This window comes from Acinetobacter indicus CIP 110367 (genome assembly GCF_000488255.1).
Lineage (GTDB): Bacteria > Pseudomonadota > Gammaproteobacteria > Pseudomonadales > Moraxellaceae > Acinetobacter > Acinetobacter indicus.
The window spans coordinates 141,755-157,066 of record NZ_KI530754.1 but is presented as its reverse complement, the minus strand read 5'-3'; the positions used below and the strand labels follow the sequence as shown (position 1 = coordinate 157,066).

At 48.2% G+C, this 15,312-nt stretch carries 10 protein-coding genes; 7 read left to right on the top strand and 3 right to left on the bottom strand.

Going from position 1 to position 15,312, the window contains the following annotated elements; translation table 11 throughout:
- The first annotated feature begins 32 nt into the window (after positions 1-32).
- Positions 33-1,673, top strand: a complete 1,641-nt coding sequence (locus P253_RS05485; RefSeq protein ID WP_016659089.1) for an AMP-binding protein — start codon at positions 33-35, stop codon at positions 1,671-1,673.
- Positions 1,674-1,852: 179 nt separating this feature from the next.
- Here P253_RS05485 and P253_RS05480 read toward each other — a convergent pair whose 3' ends face one another.
- Positions 1,853-2,353, bottom strand: coding sequence for a pyridoxamine 5'-phosphate oxidase family protein (locus P253_RS05480; protein ID WP_005178694.1), 501 nt, complete (start codon positions 2,351-2,353; stop codon positions 1,853-1,855).
- Positions 2,354-2,647: 294 nt separating this feature from the next.
- On the opposite strand from P253_RS05480, the gene P253_RS05475 reads away from it, so the two are divergent.
- The 4 genes from P253_RS05475 to P253_RS05460 all read left to right on the top strand — a co-directional run bounded on the left by P253_RS05475 (position 2,648) and on the right by P253_RS05460 (position 5,674).
- Positions 2,648-3,421, top strand: coding sequence for a HesA/MoeB/ThiF family protein (locus P253_RS05475; protein WP_016659088.1), 774 nt, complete (start codon positions 2,648-2,650; stop codon positions 3,419-3,421).
- 59 nt (positions 3,422-3,480) lie between these two features.
- On the top strand, positions 3,481-4,779 hold the full coding sequence (locus tag P253_RS05470; protein ID WP_016659087.1) for an ABC1 kinase family protein: 1,299 nt from the start codon (positions 3,481-3,483) through the stop codon (positions 4,777-4,779).
- Positions 4,780-4,899: 120 nt separating this feature from the next.
- Positions 4,900-5,280, top strand: a complete 381-nt coding sequence (gene folB, locus P253_RS05465; RefSeq protein WP_016659086.1) for a dihydroneopterin aldolase — start codon at positions 4,900-4,902, stop codon at positions 5,278-5,280.
- Positions 5,237-5,674: a 2-amino-4-hydroxy-6-hydroxymethyldihydropteridine diphosphokinase gene (locus tag P253_RS05460; protein WP_005178682.1), complete on the top strand. Its 438-nt coding sequence runs from the start codon at positions 5,237-5,239 to the stop codon at positions 5,672-5,674. Before folB ends, P253_RS05460 begins: the two co-directional genes overlap by 44 nt.
- A gap of 169 nt (positions 5,675-5,843) precedes the next feature.
- Here P253_RS05460 and coq7 read toward each other — a convergent pair whose 3' ends face one another.
- Positions 5,844-6,479 carry a 2-polyprenyl-3-methyl-6-methoxy-1,4-benzoquinone monooxygenase gene (coq7, locus tag P253_RS05455; protein WP_016659085.1) on the bottom strand — a complete coding sequence of 212 codons (636 nt, stop codon included), beginning with the start codon at positions 6,477-6,479 and terminating at the stop codon, positions 5,844-5,846.
- A 4-nt stretch (positions 6,480-6,483) separates the two neighbouring features.
- Positions 6,484-7,803 carry an MFS transporter gene (locus P253_RS05450; protein WP_016659084.1) on the bottom strand — a complete coding sequence of 440 codons (1,320 nt, stop codon included), beginning with the start codon at positions 7,801-7,803 and terminating at the stop codon, positions 6,484-6,486.
- Between the two features lie 177 nt (positions 7,804-7,980).
- Between P253_RS05450 and P253_RS05445 the strand changes: the two genes are divergently transcribed.
- Positions 7,981-10,731, top strand: coding sequence for an autotransporter assembly complex protein TamA (locus tag P253_RS05445; protein ID WP_016659083.1), 2,751 nt, complete (start codon positions 7,981-7,983; stop codon positions 10,729-10,731).
- 21 nt (positions 10,732-10,752) lie between these two features.
- The gene (locus P253_RS05440; RefSeq protein WP_016659082.1) at positions 10,753-15,264 is read left to right on the top strand and encodes a translocation/assembly module TamB domain-containing protein; all 4,512 of its coding nucleotides are present in this window, start codon (positions 10,753-10,755) and stop codon (positions 15,262-15,264) included.
- Positions 15,265-15,312 lie beyond the last annotated feature (48 nt).

The window sequence follows — 15,312 nt, the reverse complement described above, 5'->3', positions numbered from 1 at the left end:
TCAATCGCCCCGAAGGATAAGAGGTTGCCCCCATGAAAACGTTGCAAGACGCCTATCAAGATTTTAATTTGGAACAACTGATTGCTACCCAGTTACAGGGAACGGCACAGGCACTGAATGCCTATACCGAATGCTGTGGCCGATATTCTGGACAGCAGCATACTGCACTGATCTGGGAAGGCAAGCAGGGTGAATCAGCTCGTTGGAGTTTTGATCAGCTGGCTGAGGCTTCGGGCAAGCTGGCCAATTATTTTCAGGCTAAGGGTTTAAGAGCAGGCGACTGTATTGCCGGTCTGCTGCCAAGAACTCCGGAATTACTGATTACCGTATTGGCCACCTGGCGGATGGGCGCGGTCTATCAGCCGCTATTTACGGCCTTTGAGTCGAAAGCGATTGAACACCGGCTCGAGACTGCCAATACCCGCTTTATTGTGACCCATACCGAGCAACGCGCCAAACTGAGTTCGTTGCAGCAGATTGGTATATTAACTGTCGGTGCCGAAGCAGCCGGAACAAGTGATGCCGATTTCTGGCAGCAGCTGAATCAGTATTCAGCCAGTTTTGAGCCGGTACTGCGCAGCTTTGATGATGACTTCCTGATGATGTTTACTTCGGGTACTACGGGTCTGGCAAAATCGGTGCCGGTGCCTTTAAAAGCCTTGCTGGCCTTTAAAGGTTATATGCAGCATGCGGTGGATTTACGTGCTGAAGATTCGTTCTGGAATCTGGCTGATCCAGGCTGGGCCTATGGGCTGTATTATGGTATTACCGGGCCGCTCAGTCTGGGGCATAGTATTATCATGGATGAACGACCATTTAGTGTCGATCACGCACTGGAAGTTATTCAAAAATATCAGGTTAGCAATTTGGCCGGTTCACCCACAGCATTTCGTATGTTCTTTGGCTTTAAAGAAAAATTTGCCGGTGTACCTAAAACCTTGCGCGTGGTCAGCAGTGCCGGTGAGCCACTAACCCCAGAAGTTATTCACTGGTTTAAACAGGATCTCGAGGTCAATGTTTACGATCAGTACGGACAAACTGAACTGGGCATGGTGATTGCCAATCATCATGCGCTGGAACATCACAAAAAAGTGGGCTCGGCCGGTTATGCCATTCCGGGACATCGTTTTGCGGTATTAAATGCACAGCATCAGGAAGTTGCCGCGGGTGAAATTGGCACGCTGGCGCTGGATGAATCACAATCTCCATTAATGTGGTTTAAAGGCTATGCCGGACATAACCGTAAATCCTTTGTGGGCCAGTATTATTTAACTGGTGATACGGTACGTTTAAATGAACTGGGCGGGATTGATTTTATTGGACGTGCGGACGATGTCATTACAACTTCGGGCTATCGGGTCGGTCCATTTGATGTGGAAAGCACCTTGCTGGAATGTGAAGAAGTGCTGGAATCGGCGGTGATCGGTAAACCGGACCCGGAACGTACTGAAATCGTCAAAGCCTTTGTGGTGCTAAAAGCGCAATTTGCTGCGAGTCCAGCACTGGAACAAAAACTGCAGCATTATGTGCGTTCACGTTTATCCAAACATGCCTATCCGAAAGAGATTGAATTTGTTGAGGCTTTACCCAAAACCTCCAGCGGCAAGATTCAACGCAATATCCTTAAGCAGCAGGAAATTGATAAACAGATACTGTTGGAAAAAGTCAGTTAAGAGGAGATAGAAGACAATTAAAATTATTTAATTTATGTAATTTGTATGTCATTACATTTGGTTTCTTGATATTGATTTTTATCAGTTTTATTTTTATCTATAAAAAGTCACGCTAGCGCCTGCGAAAAATAGGTCAAGGCGTGACTTTTTAGGGCTATTTCAAGGCGTATATGTGGCTGTTATAAATCCATTTTCTGGTGTTCAGAATTGGGTTCACCAGTTTTACCGGTCAGATTGCCTTTCAGTACTTTAAATAACTGGGTGACTTTATTGTCGGTGACATTCCAGTATTCGGCACTAATCGCTTCTGCCACCAGAACACGTACCGAAGGATCATCCTTGCCATTAAACCAGTTTTCCGCCCATGGATTCCAGAGCTGATCAATCAGGGCGCGATCGGTACTGATTTGCGCATGTGCACTCATCGACACATAAATCCCGTCTGAAGGTTTGGAAAACGCCAGACCAATCTGGTTACGGCCGCTGGTCACTGCTGTCACCAGATCATTGCTGTCACGCAAAATAAAATACAAATTCTGACGTTCATGCAGCTTTTCAGAATTGAGCATGGTCATTGGCTGTGCATGAATTTCTTGGGTTTCGGTGTGGTGACTGATCATGGTGAAGCGTACATCTTTAATCAGTTCCCATAATTTGTCGCGGTTATGTTGATCGTTCATGTGCTTTGCTCCTGATGTCAGTAAATGCGCTTTTACGCAAAAGAACTCATTCACAAGCAGAGTAAAACGATTTTTGTGCTTCGCGTAGCGGTCTCACCTAACTCATACAGATTCAGGGTAAAACAATATCTGCGCTCAACAAAAGCGCATCAGGCAAGACAGTTGTTTACATATCATCCAGACCAAGAGGTTGTACATAAAACGAAGGGTGGCGAAAACCGAAAAAACAGCGGGTAAGGCTGTTAAAAAAAATCAATCGAATTACACTATAGCCAGCAAAAAACAGGAAGATAAATGGTGACACTTGAGGATAACTGGCAGGAACTGAACGATGCAGAAATGCATTTATATAGTCGCCAGATTTTGCTGGATGGTTGGGATATCGAAGCGCAGGAAAAATTAAAACTGGCCAATGTGCTGATTGTCGGTTGTGGCGGTATAGGCTGTAGCAGTGCCGAACTGTTGGCGCGCGCCGGGGTCGGAAAAATCACCCTCATTGATGCAGATACGATTGAAATCAGTAACCTGCAACGTCAAATTGCCTATAGCGCAGAAGATTTAGGCTTCTATAAGGCCGACATTCTGGCCAAGCGTCTGCAAAAGATTAATCCGCATATTCAGGTGCATGCCATCACAGCCAAACTGGATGACAGCAATGCTGCCGAACTGATTGCCCAGCAGGATCTGGTTTTGGATGGCTGCGATAATTTCAGTACCCGTTATCTGGTCAACCGTGTTTGTGTGCAGCATCAGGTGGCGCTGATTAGCGCCTCGGCTATTGGTTTTCAGGGCCAGCTGTTTATGGTGGAAGGCGATTCGGCTTGTTATGAATGCCTGTTTCCAAAAGAAGATCAGGCCAATGAAAGCCTGCGCTGCGCCGATTCCGGTGTGCTGACCACGACTCCGAATGTGATGGCCAGTTTACAGGCACATCATGCCTTGATCTATTTAGGACTGGGAATTGCTGCGTTAAAACAGAAGCTGCTGCTCTGGGATGGGCTGAGTTTAAAACAGCGCCTGCTGGCATTTGAAAAAGACCGAAATTGCCCATGCTGTCAGGTAAGATAAATCTATCTGACATCAAATTTTTGCTACACTGACTCAAATTTAATTTCATCGAAGACATTATGAAAAACAATATCTGGTTAGATGGCCTTCGTTCCGTGGCGCGTATGGGCGAAACGGCGGTCGTGGCGGCCAAAGCCGGCCTGAAATATGCGACTGAAAAACCCAGCAACGCCAAACTGATGCGTGAAACCTTTGAATCGCTCGGTTCAACCTATATCAAGCTGGGACAGTTTATTGCCAGCACGCCATCTTTGTTTCCACGTGAGTATGTGGAAGAGTTTCAGGGCTGTTTAGATCAAACTCCATCATTGCCGTTTAGCTATGTACAGCAGGTGCTGGCTTCAGAATTCGCCGGGCGTGATTTAGGCGAAATTTTTGCCTCGATTGATGAAACCCCGCTGGCTTCGGCTTCTATTGCCCAGGTGCATGCTGCCAAGCTGGTCTCGGGCGAAGATGTGGTGATTAAAGTTCAGAAGCCGGGTGTGGAAACCATTTTATATACCGACCTGAATGTATTGCATTGGGCCACCAAGTTGCTGGAAAAAGCCGTACCGAAAGTGAAATTCGCCTCTCTGGCCGATATTGTCGAAGAAATTAAAGTCCGTATGGTGCGCGAAGTCGACTTTATTGAAGAAGCCAAAAACCTGGATGATTTTGTCAATTATCTGAACCTGACCCAGAATCAGGCCGCAACAGCGCCAAAGGTGTATCATCAGTATTCCACTCGCCGGGTGTTGACCATGCAGCGTCTTTTCGGGGTGCCTTTAACCGATTTTGAAGTGGTGAAGCAGTACGCCAAAGACCCGTCGCAGGTGTTAATTACCGCCATGAATACCTGGTTTGGCAGCCTGATGATGTGTAACAGTTTCCATGCCGACCTGCATGCTGGCAACCTGATGCTGCTGGAAGATGGCCGCGTCGGTTTTATTGATTTTGGTATTGTCGGGCAGCTGAAGCCTGAAGTCTGGACGGCCTGTATCGCCTTTATGGATGCCTTGCAGAATACCGACTACACGCTGATGGCGGAAAACATGCTGAAAATGGGCATGACCGATACCCAGATTAACACCCAAGTGCTGGCGCAAGATTTGGAACGTCTGTTTAGTGGTGTACTGCTGGCCGATCCACAGGAAATCCTCAGTTCAAATCCGGCCGATTTAAATGACATCATGATGGATATGGTGGCGGTTGGTGAACGTCATGGCATCCGTTTCCCGCGTGATTTCGCGCTGCTGTTCAAGCAAATGCTGTACTTTGACCGTTTCATGCGTATCCTGGCGCCGTATACCGACATTTATGCCGACCAGCGCTTGCAGATGGTACAAAGTATGGACCCAAATCTGTTGCTCAAACATTAATTTATAGACATCGCCCAGCTTTTATACAACAAGCTGTTGCTGCTACATCGCAAAGCGACACACGTGATGCTGATGTAGCAAGCAGGTGATGATTCACGTTATACACGCCCGAGTAATCCGATGGACGCAATTATTATTGAAGGCTTAAAGGTCGAAACAGTGGTGGGCTGTTTTAACTGGGAGCGTCAGATTATCCAGCCTTTGCTGCTGGACTTAAGCATTCAGTGCAGTCTGGAGCAGGCTGCCTGTTCTGATGAACTGGAAGATACCCTGAACTATGCCGAAATTTGCGAAATTTCTGCGCAAGTGATTCAGGCCGCTCAGCCAAAATTGATTGAACATGCAGCAAAGCTGGTGCTGGATGCACTTTTTGCTCACTATCCTACAGTTGAATCGATTATGATTAGCATCCGCAAGCCTGCCATTATCCCGCAAGCCCAATCTGTAGGAATTCGTCTTGAACGCCACCGAAACGATTTTCGCCCTAGCACTGGCGAGTAATTCTCATCCTGAACAGCATTTTCAACAGGCATTTGCTGCGCTGTCGCGTTTGGGGCGTTTGCAGTGTTCCTCGATTTATCTGATTCCGTGCCGGGATGGGATTGGTGCGGATTACTGGAATGCCGCCTGTCTGCTCAAGAGTGAACACAGTGTCGAGCAGATTCTGGCCTTGCTAAAACAGTTAGAAGCAGATTCCGGGCGGGTACGACCTTCACATCAAATCAGTTTAGATGTGGATTTAATTGCTTGGGGGACAAGCCTGGAGCAAATGCAATTTAATCCGAAAAAATTACCGCTGGCGCTGGATGTAAAAATCCCGATGTTCGAGCTGTGGCACAATGCGGCATTTGCTCATCAGCCCCATCCATTTCCTGTAATTCAATGTTCAGCGTGAAGATGACATGGTTTATCAGCAAGCCCGGTTTTTATACCGGGCTTTTTAAATTAAGTAGATAAATTGGTCGTGTTGATTTTACTTAAGCTTGCACACGCATGATAAAACAGCCTGCGAGGATGCAGGCTGTTTTTGGAATCTTTCATCAAACATGATGAAGATAAAACGCTTAAATATAATAACTAGTCTTGGTCATCAGTTTTGAAATACCGGTCATAGCAATATGTACAGGTGCAGGGAGATCAACCCCGCCTGCATTTAGCGCCGTATCACGATGATGCAGCTCATCCTCGTTCATTTGTTCCAGAATTTTGCGCGAGCGTTCATCATGTGCTGGCAATTGACGAATATGATCTTCTAAATGCAGGCTGACCTGACGCTCAGTTTCAGCGACAAAACCTAAGCTATATTTGTCTCCGGCAATTCCGGCAATAGCGCCCATGCCAAAAGATAGTCCGTACCAGACCGGATTGAGCAGGCTGGTATGGCTATCCAGTTCTTTTAAACGGTCTTCACACCAGGCCAAATGATCCTGTTCTTCAATGGCGGCCTGTTCCATTTCGCGGCGTACATTCGGGAGCTTCGCTGTCAGTGCCTGACCATGATACAGCGCCTGCGCACAAACTTCACCACTATGATTGACCCGCATTAATCCCGCCACATGACGCGCTTCACTCACTGCTAATTGAGTTGGAGTATTTTGCCCAGGATTATCGCGCTGAGCCGAGGTGACGCCCGGAACCAGGCTGCGTAAGGCCTGATCAAATGAATGAATAAACTTGTCGAGACCGGTGTAATGACGCATGAATTTAATCCTCCAGAGGGTCTGCTGCAGTATCAAGCATAGACTTGAGTTTAAACAAGAGCCAGATGGTGAATATGGCGCTTAAAACAGCAGTAATGCAAAACAGAATTTTAAGGTCAATTTGCAGCACGCTTAAAATAATAATCGAGAAGATGGCTGAAGAAACCATAAAAATCGCATTTAAAATATTATTGGCTGCCACCACCCGGGCACGATGCGAGCGCGGTGAATAGGCTTGCATCATGGCATATAGGGGCACAATATAAAAACCGCCACTAATACCGAGCAAGGTCACGGCTAGCATCACATGATAATAACTCCAGCCTTGCTGAAAGACTTCGCTTAAGCCCAGTAGTTCACCAGTTTGTGGTGGTACAAAGGCCAGTGCAGCAGCCAGATAAAACGCAAATACGGTTAAACCGACCGCACCAATCGGCACCATCTTGATATTTACCTCGGTGCCGCCAATTTTACGACAGAGTAATGAACCGACACCAATCCCGACCGAGAAGAAAGTTAGCAATAAGCTGACCACATTTTCAGACGCATGCAGGTTTTGCTGGGTCAGCTGCGGAATTTGGGTCAGATACGTCGCGCCATAAAACCAGTACCAGGAGTTACCGAGTAAAATCAGAAAAATCAGCGGCAGGTTTTTGGCATATTTTAAGGTTTGAATACTGGTACGGAAAAAGTTCCAGTCCACCTGTAACTGCGGTGCAGCAATCGGCTGTTTTAAAATAAAACGGCTGGCAAGATAACCGACCACGGCAATAGCCAGCACGGTCAGGCTGATCCAGAGTAAATTACCAGCGGAGAGGGAAATCACCGCGCCGCCTAGAATCATCCCGACCAGAATGGCAATTGAGGTGCCGGACTGGAACAGCGCATTTCCCGACATCAACTCATTCGGTTTCAGGATTTCTGGCAAAATCGCATATTTGATGGGACCAAAAAAGGTCGATTGGGTACCCATTAAAAACAGGGCAAACATCAGTAACCATAAGTTGCCAATCAGGAAGCCGACCGTGGCCAGTAACATCACCGCAATTTCCAGCAGTTTTAAATAACGCACCAGCTGCGAGCGTTCATATTTATCGGCAATTTGTCCGGCTGTGGCCGAGAAAATAAAATAGGGTAAAATGAACAGCAGTGCCGCCAGATTATTCAGGGTGCTGATACTGCCAGATTGCTGACTGATCCAGCCATAGGTAATCACCAGCAGCAAAGCCTGCTTAAACACGTTGTCATTCAGCGCGCCCAGAAACTGGGTACAGAACATGGGCAAGAAGCGTCGTGTGGCTAGCAAATTTTCATTTTTTTCCATAAGAAGTGGACTTCATTAGTTTTATTAAGAAATGTGACCAATTGATATAATTGCCCGAAAATCATGTATGATATTTTGCAGTGTTTTCACTGTTGAAAAAATCCAATAAATTAGAGTCTGTTAGCGAACATTTCATTGCGGATTTTTCCATTAAAAAGATTAAATTTAGAGTTTTCTATGCTTGTGAACCGAACTTTTAAAAAGTCTGCGCTGTCTAACAGTATGCATGCCATAATTCAGTGGAGGCATTCCAGACAACTTTGTCTGAGCATCTTTTTAAGTTTAGTCGCACAGCAGGGCTTTAGTCAAAATCCTCCCGCAGTGGCGGAAGCGGTGAGCGATCCGGTCGCATCGGCCGACATGAAACAGGAAATTCGCGATCTGGCGCTCAGCCAAGGCAAAGATACCCCTGAAGAATTAGAAAAAATTGAGAATTTTCAGGTGCCCAGCACTGAGCCGGACAGTCTGGAGATGTTGCAACAGCAGCAAAATAGCAGTGAACCGATAGCCGCGTTTCAGCCAATTGAACTGGAAAATCTGGATGATTTACCGGTAATGCCGGTCGATGCCAATATGGCCGCAGAAATTTTCCAGATCGCTGAACAGGCCAAACAGGAAGCACGCCAGTATCGCGCCGAGCAGAATACCGAAGTACTGATTAATGATGCCACCCAGCAGGAACTGGCCGAAATTAACCAGTCTCCGGTCAATGTCGACCAGCTCATGGACAGTATTCGCGCCGACAGCCAGATTGTGGTGGAAGCGAATACCTCCGGCCGAACCCTGACTGAATTGGGCCTGAATACAGAAGTGGCCGATGCCGATAAACCGGGGTTTTTCCGGCGCTTGCTGTATAAGGTACGTCCACCGCGTGAGTTAAATACTGCACGGGTGCCCCGGATTAGTGCCGATGTGGTGATTACCGGCGCCGAAAATAGTGGTGAAGTTTCCGCAGAGGCCTATGCCACGGCACTGGAAAATCTGCGTGCCAATGTGCGCGGCAAACTGTCCAGTTTTACCCAGGAATCTTTTGCCGATTTTCCCTCGGCTTTACCACAGCTGCGTTCTTTATCTAATCAGGCGGCACAGGCCGTCGGCTTTTATCATGCCGAATTCAAGTTTGAAAAGCTGAATGACAGCCGGGTGCGGGTTCTGGTCACACCAAATACACCGGTGCGTGTGCAGGAGCAGAATATTGAATTTAGCGGCCCAGGTGAGAATCTGGCACAGTTCCAGGTAATTCGCGTCCTGCCCGATCAGGATGTGGGCGATGTGTTTCACCACGGTCTGTATGAAGAGACCAAAACCCGGATTAATGATGCTGCCTCCAATAACGGTTTCTTTGATGGCTATTGGCGCCTGCATGACGTGAAAGTGGCGCAGCCGCAAAATACTGCCGATATTAATCTGCGCTATGAAACCGGCGAGCGTTATACGTTGGGGCCGGCCCAGTTCCGGATGAGCGATCCGAGCAAAGAATTTCCTCTGGATATGGATATTCTGGAAAGCATGGTGCCGTGGGAAGATGGCGCCGATTATACTTTCTGGCGGGTCAACGGTCTGGCCAATAACCTGACCAACTCACGTTATTTTAACTATACGTTGGTCGATACCATGCGTCCCGATCCGCTGGGACGCCCAACAGAGTTGCCACCGGATATTCAGGCCCTGGTTGATCAGCGCAAACTTTCCGCTGAAGACTTCCAGCCGGTTCAGGACCAGAAAGATTTAAGCTCGACTGAAGAAGTGACCCAGTCAGTGGTGGATGAAGACCAGTTTGCCGGCACTCAGGAAGCCGAGCAGAATGAAAACATCCGTCAGCTGCGAGTCGAACAGGAAACCCAGCAGTCAGAAGAAGAACGGCTAAAAGAACAGGCACGTCTGGAAAAGAAAATTCCGGTGATTGTGACTTTGAACGCCGACAAGCTGAACAGTGCAGAAGTCGGTGCCGGTTATGGCACAGATACCGGAATGCGTGTACGTGGCCAGTATCGCCGGGCCATTGTTAACCGTCGTGGTCACTCCTTCGATGCCAACCTGGAACTATCTGAAATCCGCCAGTCTTTAGATGGCCGCTATAGCATTCCCTATAATCATCCACTGAATGACTATATTACTTTGGTGGCCGGTTATGAGCGTGAAGAGCGTAGCGATGTTTCTGCCGGCAATGACCTGTTAATTGAATCGGCAGTGGCCGGCGCCGACCGGATTATTAAAAACCCGCGTGGCAGCTGGCAACATGCTTATGGTCTGCGTTACCGTCTGGACCGTTTAACCCAGAACGGTGTGGTCGATATTGACAAGATTCCTGACGCCTTTATTGGCAATGGTTCCACCGAGCAGCAATCTTTACTGTTTGGTTATGAACTGTCGCGTACTGACAGCAGTCCGCGTGTCAATCCGACCCGTGGTTTCAAGCAGATTTATAAAGTTGAACTCGGCAGTGAAAGCCTGTTGTCCGATGCCGATATGGCAATCTTAAATGCCGGCTGGCGTTTTATTTATTCTCTGGGTGAAAATAACGATCATCAGTTTGTCGGTCGTGCCGATTTGGGTTATATCGTGACCGAAGATTTTAGCAAAGTGCCTTATAATCTGCGTTACTTTGCTGGTGGGGATCAGACCATTCGCGGTTTTGACTTTAAGAGCCTGTCTCCGCAAATTGATGGCTTTAAAATTGGTGGACAAGCACTTGGGGTGGGCTCGCTGGAATATAACTATCAATTCAGGGAAGGCTGGCGCGCCGCAATTTTTAGCGATTTTGGTAATGCCTATGATGCCGATTTTAGCAATCCGACCGAATACAGTATCGGTTTAGGGGTACGCTGGGCATCACCGATTGGCCCAATTCGGGTCGATGTTGCTTCGGGCATTTCGGATGAGAATCATCCAATTCGTCTGCATTTCTTTATTGGCTCGCAATTATAAAATTAAGATTTAGAGAGAACTATGGCTGAAGTTGAACAGCAACCAAATACACCCGCGCCTGTACCCAAAAAGCGCAGAATAGTCAGAAGTGCCTTGTTGTCACTGCTGTTTATGGTGGTGTTGCTGGTATCGGCTTTGGCAATCATGTTCTCGACCGACCGTGGCAGTAAATTCCTGCTTGACCGGGTGCTGGAACGTCAGCAGATCATTCAGTATGAATATGAAGGCGGAAACTTATTACGCGGTATTATTCTGCGCAATATTCTGGTTACGCTAAAATCAGTCGATGTCAAAATTGACCGCGCTGATGTCATGCTGGGCTGGCGCGCCGTGCTGAATAAGGAAATCCATTTTACCCATGCCGATGTGCGTAATCTGCAAATTACCACCAAAGGACCGCCAAGTGATGGACCATTCAAGTTTAATGAAATCCGTCTGCCTTTTGTACTCCGGCTTGATCATGCCGATCTGGACCGTTTGCTGATTCAGACTTCAGGTGGCAGCAAAGTCAATTTTTATGATGTGATCCTGAACGATGCGCTGTGGTCGGGCACCAAACTGGAATTTGAAGATTCCAGTATGCGTATGGATTATCTGTCGGTCAAAAATGCCAGCGGAGATATGGATTTTTATGGCAAATATCCGCTGAATGCCATTGGTGATGTGAATTTACCTTCGTTAAATAACAGCCTGAATATTCATGATATTAAAGTGGTGGCCAAAGGGTCTTTAGATACCATTCAGGCCGGGGTGGCGACCTATACGCCCGATTTGCTCACCGGTTGGGTGGTGCTGCATCCAATGCGTAAAAATGTGCCCATGTTTGGCGAGCTGCAGTTCAATCAATACCATTGGCCGCTGTTACAAGACTGGGAGCTGTATACAGAAGACGGCACAGCCAAGTTTAAGGGTGATATCAAGCGTCTGGATTTAGATGTCGCTACCGATCTGACAGGTAAAGATATTCCAAAAGGACAATATACCGCGCTCATGCATACCGATCTGGTCAATCAGCTGAACATCAGCAACTTAAATGGCCAGCTGATGCAGGGCGCCGTGAATGTGGCTGGTGTGGTCGGCTGGAACGAGCGCGTCAGCTGGGATATTACCGGTCGCCTGGACAAGATTAATCCGAAAGACCCACTCATTCCGCAAGTGGTGCAGGATTTTCTGCCGCCAAGTCTGGATGCTCAAATTGCCTCTAAAGGCCATTTAGAAAATGGAACTCATCTGACGGCGCAGGTCGATTTCGACCGCTATGAAACCTGGAACCTGAAACTGGATCAGAATGCGCCGAAAAACCGCCAGCCAAACCCCATGGTACTGGATGTGCGCTGGAACAATATTGACCGCGCGATGCCTTATATTGGCTGGTTATCCAGTGAATCGGGTGATGTGCAGATGGCCCTGGTCGAAGGCCAGCAAAAGATTTTTGTCGCAACCCAGGTGGCGCAGCATGAGCAGGGTGCTTTACCAGCGGGCATGTATAAGGCTGAGCTGAATCTGAAGAACAATAATCTGGATGTACCAAGCTTTAGTTATAACGCCGGCGCCGGCACCTTGACGGGCCGTGCGCTGATTGAACTGCCAACCGACAAACGCCAGCTCAAATGGAATGCTACCTTAAACGCGGATAATTTTAATCCGAAAATCATTGCTGATGCTGCTCCGGTCAATCTGCTGAATGGCCGTTTGCAGGCCAATGGTTTTGCCAGTCCAAACCAGCAGATTATTCATTTAAACAATATTGATTTACGCGGTCGTCTGGCCGAGCAGGATGAAACAGTGCATTTGACCGGGAACAGTACCGTGGCCTTGCTGTTCCATGATGAACGTGCGGGTGGCGGCTTCAAGAGCTTCGCGGTCAATTATGATGGCGCGCTCAACAGCAGTCTGCTGGAAGCCAGTCAGGGCAGTTTAAAGCTGAAACTGTCCGGTACACCGGAGCTGATCAAGATTTCAGACCTGCGTCATGACGGTGTGGCCGGGCAGATTCTGGCCAATGGTATGCTGAACCTGAAAAATGGCATTGGCTGGAACCTGAACGCCTCTTTAATCCGCTTTAAACCGCATTATTTTGTCTCGAGTGTGCGCGGCGAGCTGTCGGGAAATGTACGTACCCAAGGGGTTTGGTCAGATCAGCTTAAACGCATCAATATTGAAAAGCTCAATCTGGCCGGCATGATCAACAATAAACCGGTACGTGGTACCGGTAATCTGGCCCTGTTGATGGATGCCAATCAGCAAGGTTTCCTGCCGCAGCAGTTTGAGGCCAATAATTTATATCTGGCCTATGCCAAGAACCAGATTCAGGCTACTGGTAATGCACAAAACCTGAGAATCAAACTGAATGCACCAGCACTGTATGAACTGTATGCCGGTTTGCGTGGCCGTGCTTATGGCTATTTAAATGTGCAGTCGCAACCACGTTTGCAGGCCACCGCCAATCTGGTGGTCGATGATTTTGGTTTAAATAACCTGTTTAGCGTACGCAAAATGCGTTTACGCGGTGAATTGCCGACCTCGGAAAATACCCCAACCTTGCTTACGGCCAGTCTGGAAAATTTACGTAGCGGCAACCGTGAAATTCAAAAAGGCGAGATTTCACTGGCCGGTACCCGCCAGGCGCATCTGCTGAAAGTGAAAGCGGAAAACCGTTTAAGTAGCTTCTATGTGCAGCTGGCCGGCGGCTTTAATGCTGAAAATAACTGGCTGGGTCAAATCCAGAAAGGTGATTTTGACTCCTTAAGAACCCGTCTGGTGCAGCGTCAGAATGCCTCGGTCATCTTCCAGACCAAAACCAGTGATCTGTTTGTGGGTGCGCATTGCTGGATGAGCCAGCAAAGCCAGTTGTGTTTTGACCAGCCAATTCGGGTCAATAAAAACCGAGGCAATGTGTCCTTTGTAACGCGCAATGTCGACCTGAACGATTTTGCCGCCTTTATGCCGGAAGGTCTGGCGATTACCGGTAAAGTCAATGGACATGCCAAAGCCTCCTGGGCACAAGGCCAGCGGCCAAAAATTGATGCACGTCTGGTAACCCGTAATGGGGTCATTGGTCTGGCAGGTGATGACCCGCAAGAACTGGGTTCGACCTTAAGCTATGATCAGGTGGCTGTGGTGGCTAAAAGTATTGCCGAAGGTCTGCAAATTCGACTGGATGTGAAAACCCCGGAAATTGGTGCCGGTTATGCCAATGTTATTATTGATCCATATACCGAGCGTAAGCCGATGCGCGGTGAAATTGCCTTTAATGAAGTGCAGTTAAAAGTCTTTAAGCCGTTTATTGCCGATGTGCGTTCTATGGCTGGGGTATTGTCCTTTGCCGGTAAGGTCGGCGGTACGTTAACCCAGCCATTACTGACCGGTGAAATGCGTCTGAAAGATGGTGCCATCAGTATGATTTCCCTGCCGGTGAACCTGACCAATGTGCAGCTGTATTCCTCGATTCGACAGGATTCGGCCACAATTAATGGCGCATTTAACAGTGGTCAGGGCGTGGGACATTTAACCGGTCATGTTGACTGGAAAGGCGTACCGAAAATTCAGCTGAACTTAAAAGGGGATAATCTGCTGGTGCGTCAGGCGCCGCTAATTACTGCCATTGTGACGCCGGATTTATCCATGGAGGTTTTTCCGACTCAGAAACGTTTAAGCTTAAATGGCAAGGTCGATGTGCCGCGTGCGTTAATTTCCATGCCTGAGGCTTCCGATCCGGTGGTGAATCTGTCTTCGGATGTGCGTGTGGTGCATGAAGGGCAAGACCAGCTGGCGGTATTACGCTCTGCGCGTCCTTGGGATATTCGTGCCGATCTGGAACTGAATCTGGGCGATCAGGTCATCTTCCAGGGCTTTGACAGCCGTATTCCACTGGTGGGCCGTCTGTATCTGAGTCAGCGTGGTCTGGAAACCGCCATGCGCGCCAATGGTGCAATTGGGGTTAGCCAGCGCGTCAAGATTGAAGCCTATGGCCAAAGTCTGGATTTAAACCGTGCCATCGCCCGTTTTAATGGACCATTAGCTAATCCGAGTCTGGATATTGATGCCAACAAGAGCGTACAGGGCAGCGTAGTCGGGGTGCGGGTGACCGGAACGGCTTCTGGTCCGAATATTCAGGTCTATAACGATGCCGGCTTGTCCGAGCAGGAAGCACTAAATGCCCTGATTACCGGCCGGATTAACGAAGGTGCCAGCGGTTTAAGCCAGACCGACAGTTTCCGTTCCGATGTCAACAATACCATTGCGGCGGCAGGTATCAGTCTTGGTTTAGGCGGCACGCGTGCCCTGACCAACCAGATTGGGCGTACCTTTGGTTTAAGTGGGTTGGCTTTAGATGCACAGGGTACGGGGGATGATACCCAGGTCAGCCTGACCGGTTATATCACTCCGGATCTGTTTATCCGTTATGGCGTGGGCGTGTTTACCCCGGTGAACAAGCTGACCTTGCGTTATCAGATGAACAAACGTCTGTATCTGGAAGCCAGTCAGTCGCTGGAACGTGCCGTGGATATTTTCTATAACTGGCGTTTCTAAGCTGTATGACCTTAACTTGAAAATGCGCTCAACACGGGCGCATTTTTT

Excerpts from the sequence above, each read along its gene's own strand:
- P253_RS05485 (WP_016659089.1), top strand. The coding sequence starts at position 33 with ATGAAAACGTTGCAAGACGCCTATCAAGATTTTAATTTGGAACAACTG.
- P253_RS05480 (WP_005178694.1), bottom strand. The coding sequence starts at position 2,353 with ATGAACGATCAACATAACCGCGACAAATTATGGGAACTGATTAAAGAT.
- P253_RS05475 (WP_016659088.1), top strand. The coding sequence starts at position 2,648 with ATGGTGACACTTGAGGATAACTGGCAGGAACTGAACGATGCAGAAATG.
- P253_RS05470 (WP_016659087.1), top strand. The coding sequence starts at position 3,481 with ATGAAAAACAATATCTGGTTAGATGGCCTTCGTTCCGTGGCGCGTATG.
- folB (WP_016659086.1), top strand. The coding sequence starts at position 4,900 with ATGGACGCAATTATTATTGAAGGCTTAAAGGTCGAAACAGTGGTGGGC.
- coq7 (WP_016659085.1), bottom strand. The coding sequence starts at position 6,479 with ATGCGTCATTACACCGGTCTCGACAAGTTTATTCATTCATTTGATCAG.
- P253_RS05450 (WP_016659084.1), bottom strand. The coding sequence starts at position 7,803 with ATGGAAAAAAATGAAAATTTGCTAGCCACACGACGCTTCTTGCCCATG.
- P253_RS05445 (WP_016659083.1), top strand. The coding sequence starts at position 7,981 with ATGCTTGTGAACCGAACTTTTAAAAAGTCTGCGCTGTCTAACAGTATG.
- P253_RS05440 (WP_016659082.1), top strand. The coding sequence starts at position 10,753 with ATGGCTGAAGTTGAACAGCAACCAAATACACCCGCGCCTGTACCCAAA.